This is a genomic window from Streptomyces sp. S3(2020), from assembly GCF_013044505.1.
Taxonomy (GTDB): domain Bacteria; phylum Actinomycetota; class Actinomycetes; order Streptomycetales; family Streptomycetaceae; genus Streptomyces.
The window spans coordinates 1-6,244 of sequence record NZ_JABERD010000350.1; the positions used below are offsets into that span (position 1 = coordinate 1).

Sequence of the window (6,244 nt, forward strand, 5' to 3'; positions counted from 1 at the left end):
AGTACGACAAGTAGCGGCCGTCTGCGCACTCGGCGCCGGGCGGGCGGCACGGGGTGCCTCAGGGGCGGCGGTGCAGGCGGTGAGCGCGGCGCCGAGTGCGCAGACGGCCGCTACTTGTCGTACTCGAATGATCACCGCATGAACATAACCGGATAAATCGGATGAACTTCGGATTGTGGTCGCTCACGCGCCGGGAGACGGCCGCCGTCTCCCGGCGCGTGAGCGAAGGGGACCGGCTACCTGCGCCAAGGCCCCGTCACCGCGAACGTCGTTCCCGGCGTGTAGCAGTTGACGTACATCGTGTCGCCGTCGGGGGAGAAGGTGACCCCCGCGAACTCGCCCCACTCCGGCGCCTCGGGCGTCCCGATGTTCTGGGCGTTGCGGGCCATCGCGTACACCTCGCCCCGGCGTGTGACGCCGTACACGTGCTGTGCGCCGTTGCCGTCCTCACAGACCATCAGACCGCCGCTGGGGGCGAGGCAGATGTTGTCGGGGGACTCCCCGGGCAGCTGGATGTCGGTGTCCGGGCCGAAGACGATCACCAGGGTCAGACGGCGCGAGGACGGGTCGTAGCGCCAGATCTGGCCGAAGTGGTCCGCGGCCGAGCCCTCCGCGCTGTGGGCGAAGGAGGACACGAAGTACACACACCGGCCGCCCCAGTAGCAGCCCTCCAGCTTCTGCGCGTGCGTGATGCCCTTCGGGCCGAAGTCCTGGAGGCGGATGGGGGTCTGGGCGGCCAGCGGATCCGGTACGTCGACCCACTCGACGCCCTCGAAGCACGCGCCCGTCTCCTGGATCGAGGACAGGTCCGGTACGCCGGGCACACGCATCGCCTGGAGCCTGCCGCCCGCGCGCAGGGAACCCAGGCCGCCCAGCGGCTTGTTCGGCAGGAAGCGGTAGAACAGGCCGAAGGGCTTGAGGAACGCGTCCTCGGTCTCGTAGACGATGCCGCGCTGGGGGTCCACGGCGATCGCCTCGTGCTGGAAGCGGCCCATCGCGGTCAGTGGGACCGCCCCGGAGCGGCGCGGGTCGGCGCCGTCGACCTCGAAGATGAAGCCGTGGTCCTTGGTGTAGCCGTTGGTACCGGCCTTGTCCTCGGTCTCCTCGCAGGTCAGCCAGGTGCCCCAAGGGGTGGGGCCGCCCGCGCAGTTGACGGCGGTGCCGGCGATGGCGACCTGCTCGGAGAGGACCTTGTTCCGGCCGTCGAGCGTCAGGCTCGTACAGCCGCCCTTGCCGGCCGGGTCGTACGTCAGGCCGTCGATGGTCGGGACGGGGATGGCCGCGGTGACCCGGTTCTCGTGGTTGCGGACCAGGTGGGTGCGGCCGTGTCTGCCCGCGAAGGCCGACATGCCGTCGTGGTTGGAGGGGACGAGCCCCTGGTCGTAGGAGAGCTTGCCGCCCTCGCGGGACAGGACCCGATACCGGAAACCTTCCGGCAGATCGAGCAGGCCGTTCGGGTCGGGGACGAGCGGGCCGTAGCCGGTGTGGCCGATGTTCTGGGCGGCGGCGGTGCCCGTGAAGAGTTCGGAGAGGGCGCCGGTGAAGGCGATTCCCGCCCCCAGGGCACCGGAACGGGCGAGGACCTGACGTCGTGTTGCGGACATGGAGCAGCAACCTTCCTGCTGGCGGACAGGATGTGACGCCGCTGTGTCTATCACCTGGCGCGGGCTCCGGGAACCACGCGCGTAGAGGTGTCACCGGTCGGTGGGTCCGCTGTCGGCCGGGCGCCCGTGTTCGTGGACCGGGTGCTCCTGGGCCCTCTCCAGGAAGCGCAGCAGCTCCACCGGGAAGGGGAGCACCAGGGTGGAGTTCTTCTCGGCGGCCACCGCCACCACCGTCTGGAGCAACCGCAGCTGGAGCGCGGCCGGCTGCTCGGACATCTCCTTCGCGGCCTCGGCGAGCTTCTTCGACGCCTGGAGTTCGGCGTCCGCGTTGATGATCCGGGCGCGGCGCTCGCGGTCGGCCTCCGCCTGGCGGGCCATGGAACGCTTCATCGCGTCGGGGAGCGACACGTCCTTGATCTCCACGCGGTCGACCTGCACACCCCAGCCGACGGCCGGGCTGTCGATCATCAGCTCCAGGCCCTCGTTGAGCTTCTCGCGGTTGGAGAGCAGGTCGTCCAGTTCGCTCTTGCCGATGATCGAGCGCAGGGACGTCTGCGCCATCTGGGAGACCGCGAACTTGTAGTCCTCGACCTTCACGAGCGCGTTCGCCGCGTCGATCACCCGGAAGTAGACGACCGCGTCCACGCGTACCGTCACGTTGTCCCGGGTGATGCCCTCCTGGGCCGGGATCGGCATCGTGACGATCTGCATGTTGACCTTGTGCATCCGGTCCACGAACGGGACCACCATCGTGAACCCGGGCGCCCGTACGTCGTCCACCAGCCGCCCGAGCCGGAAGACCACCCCGCGCTCGTACTGCTTGACGACCCGCGCCCCGGCGGCGGCATAGACCACACCGGCGGAACCGGCCGCCGCGGCCACGGTGAGCAGCTCCTGGAGCATGTCCCACCCCCTCTTCCGGAGGGTTTTGTCTGATCCTGCAACGATATGCCCGGTGCCTGGCGTGAGGCCAGGCACCGGGTCCGTCGCTACGGGGTGGTGACCCGCACCGGTTCCGTGCCGACCGCGCTGTGCCGCTCGGCCCAGTTCTCCAGCGCCGTACGGCAGGCGTGGTCCAGGTGGTGCAGACCGGACAGGTCCAGCTCCACCGGACGGTCCTGCGGCAGGGACTCCAGGCTGTCGAGGATCTTCGGCAGCCTGAGGAAGGTCGCGTTGCCCGACAGATACGCCTGGACGGGTCCGGCGCCCTTGTCCACGACCTCCAGCTTCAGGTGCGAGGCCTCCCAGGCGGTCTTGGCGACGGCCAGCGCGAGGCCGATGAGGACGCCCTCGAACATGCTGACCGCGACGATCGAGACGGCCGTGACCACCAGGATCAGCGCCTCACCGCGGTGCTCGCGCCACAGCGACACGATCTCCCGCACGGGGATCAGCTTGGCGCCGGAGTAGACCAGGATGCCCGCGAGCGCCGGGATCGGGATGTGGGCCAGGGCACCCGGCAGCAGCGCCGCGAACAGCAGCAGCCACACACCGTGCATGACCCGGGACGCCTTCGTCCGCGCTCCCGCCTGCACATTGGCCGCGCTGCGCACGATGACCGCGGTCATCGGCAGTGCGCCGAGCACACCGCAGAGCGCGTTGCCCGCGCCCTGCGCGACCAGTTCCTTGTCGTACGCGGTGCGCGGCCCGTCGTGCAGCCGGTCCACGGCCGCCGCGCTGAACAGCGACTCGGCGGACGCGATCAGGGTGAACGCGACGATCGTGGCGAGCACACCGATGTTCGCGAGCTCGCCGAAGGCGGTGAAGGACGGCGGCTGGACGGAATCCAGCAGCCCCCGCACCTCGACGGTCGCCACCGGCAGGGAGAACGCCAGGCCGGCGAGTGTGGCGAGACCGACCGCGGCGAGCGGACCGGGCACGGTCCGTACCTTCGCGGGCATGCGCTTCCACAGCACGAGGACGGCGATGGTGGCGACACCGAGTCCGAGCGAGGCGAGTGCCTCGGCGTTCCGGGCGGCGTCCGCGAGGGCGCCGGGCAGCCCGGCTATCTTCCCCAGGCCCGAGGCGGGGGCCTTGGCGTCGGTCATCGCGTACAGCTGTCCGGCGATCAGGACGAGCCCGATGCCGGCGAGCATGCCCTCGACGACGGAGACCGAGATGGCCCTGAACCAGCGTCCGAGCCGCAGGGTGCCCATGAGGATCTGGAGCACGCCCGTGGCCAGCACGATCACACCGAGCACGGGCAGCCCGAACTCCTGGACCGCCTCGAAGACCAGCACGGTCAGACCCGCCGCCGGTCCGGAGACCTGGAGGCTGCTGCCGCGCATGAGACCGGTGACGATGCCGCCCACGATGCCGGTGACCAGACCGAGTTCGGCCGGTACGCCCGAGGCGACGGCCACGCCCACGCACAGCGGGAGCGCGACCAGGAAGACGACCAGGGAGGCGGCGAAGTCCTGCCGCAGATGAGGGAATTTGGCCGTCATCGCCATCACAGCGCCTCGAAGGTGTCGGTGTCCGCGCGGTGTTCCCGCACGGCACCGGTGTGCACCTCGTAGTACCAGGCGCGGACCGTGAGTTGACGAGCCGTCAACTTCTGTTCGATGAACGGGTAGGAGCGCAGCCTGAGCAGCTGCGTCAGGACGTGGCTCTGCACGCCCTCGGCCACGGCCGGATCCTCGGGCGCCCCCGCGGGGCGCGGTGCGGCGTGCGCGAGCCAGTCGCGTACGGCCGGTACGGCGGTCAGGTCGTCGCCGCGCACCAGGGCGCCGACGGCGCCGCAGTGCGAATGGCCGCAGACCACGATGTCGCTGACGCCGAGCACTTCGACGGCGTACTCGATGGTGGCCGCCTCGCTGGTGGGGTGCTCGGAGGTGTACGGCGGGACGATGTTGCCGGCGGTGCGCAGTTCGAAGAGCTCGCCGGGGCCGGCGCCCGTGATCAGGGCCGGGACGACCCTGGAATCGGAGCAGGTGATGAACAGGACCTGAGGGGACTGGCCTTCTGCGAGCTTGGCGAACTCCTCAGGGCGCTGTCCGAACAGACGGGCGTTGTCGATGAGGGGCTGCATGTGGTGACTCCTCCTGGCGCGCCTGCAGCGGCGCGTCGGACGTACATGACAGGTGGGGGGTACTGCCGTTATCTGTGAGGCAGAGCTCTGGTCGAAGCCTCACTGGCTGTGTGCGCGGTTGCGAACGATGCCGTGATAGCGAAGGGGGTGAGGGGGAGTGGATGCGCGGCAGGGGTTGAGAGCCCGATCGATGCCGGTTTGTCTCGCAACATGCGTCCCCCTCCCCGTGGTTCACGGCTCACGCGCTTGCCAAGACATGGTCAATGCCTGGTCAAGAAACACGTTAACCCTGCAAAGTTGTTTGCAGGGTTAACTTAACGTTTCGAGCTGAAGAGAGCCTGAAAAGCGTAGGTCGGATGGCGGGAACCAACCCTTGACCTGCGGGAGTTAACCGGTTAGGCGGGCTCGATCAGCGCCTTGCCGTCGCGGGCCAGCGCGGTGAGCCGGGAGATGGCCCGGAAGTACTTCTTGCGGTACCCGCCCTTGAGCATTTCCTCGCTGAACAGCTGGTCGAACGGCTGTCCGGAGGCGAGGACCGGAATCTCGCGGTCGTACAACCGGTCCGCGAGCACGACGAGCCGCAGCGCGGTGGACTGGTCCGGAATCGGCTGTACGTCGGTGAGGCACACCGCCTTCAGGCCATCGGTCAGCGCGCCGTACCGGCTGGGGTGGACGCGGGCGAGGTGTGCGAGGAGTTGCGGGAAGTCGTCGAGCGAGGCGCCCTCGGTGGCGTACGCCGCCTTGGTGACCTGTTCCTCGGAGTAGGGGGCCGGTGCCTCGGGCAGACCGCGGTGGCGGTAGTCCTCGCCGTCGATGCGCAGCGGGCGGAAGTGGGCGCCGAGTCCCTGGATCTCGCGCAGGAAGTCGGCCGCGGCGAAGCGGCCCTCGCCGAGCTTGCCGGGCAGGGTGTTGGAGGTGGCGGCCAGGGCGACACCGGCGTCGACGAGCTTGCCCAGCAGGGTGGAGACGAGGACGGTGTCGCCCGGGTCGTCGAGCTCGAACTCGTCGATGCACAGGAGGCGGTGGCCGGAGAGCGTCTGGACCGTCTTCTGGAAGCCCAGGGCGCCCACGAGGTTGGTGAGCTCGACGAAGGTGCCGAACGCCTTGAGCGAGGGCTCCGCCGGGGTGGCGTGCCACAGGGAGGCGAGCAGATGGGTCTTGCCGACGCCGTAGCCGCCGTCGAGGTAGACACCGCGGGGGCCGGCCGGGACCTTGGGCGCCTTGGGCCTCCCGAAGCCGAACAGGCCGCGCTTCCCGCCGCCGACGGCATGTGCCCCGCCGAGCCCTGCGGCGAAGCCGTCCAGCACCCGGACGGCCTCGAACTGGCTGGGCTGGTTCGGGTCCGGGAGGTAGGTGCCGAACCGGACCGAGTCGAACCTCGGCGGCGGCACCATCTCGGCGACCAGCCGGTCCGGGGCGACGTGCGGCTCGCGGGAGCACAGGGACAGCGGGGCCGCGTCTGCTATCGGGCTGATCCCGGAGGCGGCGGTGGAGGACGACACGGTTCCCCATGCTAAGCGCCGTGCCACACTGCACGACATGCGACGCCTGTTCCCTGTGACCGACCAGACAGCGACGAGGGCCTCCGGCGGTGGGGCCGGGGGTGGGG

5 protein-coding genes are annotated in these 6,244 nt (G+C 69.9%); all 5 read right to left on the reverse strand.

The window, feature by feature from the left end; translation table 11 throughout:
- Nucleotides 1-236: 236 nt before the first annotated feature.
- Nucleotides 237-1,604 (reverse strand): PhoX family protein, encoded by a 1,368-nt coding sequence (locus HLK59_RS47205; protein WP_171147855.1) that lies wholly within the window; start codon nt 1,602-1,604, stop codon nt 237-239.
- A gap of 90 nt (nt 1,605-1,694) precedes the next feature.
- A complete protein-coding gene (locus tag HLK59_RS47210; RefSeq protein ID WP_171147856.1) occupies nt 1,695-2,507 on the reverse strand; it encodes a slipin family protein in 813 nt (270 codons plus the stop codon).
- Between the two features lie 86 nt (nt 2,508-2,593).
- Entirely contained in the window at nt 2,594-4,051 is a 1,458-nt protein-coding gene (locus HLK59_RS47215; RefSeq protein ID WP_171147857.1) for a SulP family inorganic anion transporter, read from the reverse strand.
- A gap of 5 nt (nt 4,052-4,056) precedes the next feature.
- Nucleotides 4,057-4,635 carry a carbonic anhydrase gene (locus HLK59_RS47220; RefSeq protein ID WP_171147858.1) on the reverse strand — a complete coding sequence of 193 codons (579 nt, stop codon included), beginning with the start codon at nt 4,633-4,635 and terminating at the stop codon, nt 4,057-4,059.
- A 395-nt stretch (nt 4,636-5,030) separates the two neighbouring features.
- Nucleotides 5,031-6,137: a cell division protein ZapE gene (gene zapE, locus HLK59_RS47225; protein ID WP_346779995.1), complete on the reverse strand. Its 1,107-nt coding sequence runs from the start codon at nt 6,135-6,137 to the stop codon at nt 5,031-5,033.
- Nucleotides 6,138-6,244 lie beyond the last annotated feature (107 nt).

Coding starts and splice junctions, on each gene's coding strand:
- HLK59_RS47220 (WP_171147858.1), bottom strand. CDS start 4,635: ATGCAGCCCCTCATCGACAACGCCCGTCTGTTCGGACAGCGCCCTGAG.
- HLK59_RS47210 (WP_171147856.1), bottom strand. CDS start 2,507: ATGCTCCAGGAGCTGCTCACCGTGGCCGCGGCGGCCGGTTCCGCCGGT.
- HLK59_RS47205 (WP_171147855.1), bottom strand. CDS start 1,604: ATGTCCGCAACACGACGTCAGGTCCTCGCCCGTTCCGGTGCCCTGGGG.
- HLK59_RS47215 (WP_171147857.1), bottom strand. CDS start 4,051: ATGACGGCCAAATTCCCTCATCTGCGGCAGGACTTCGCCGCCTCCCTG.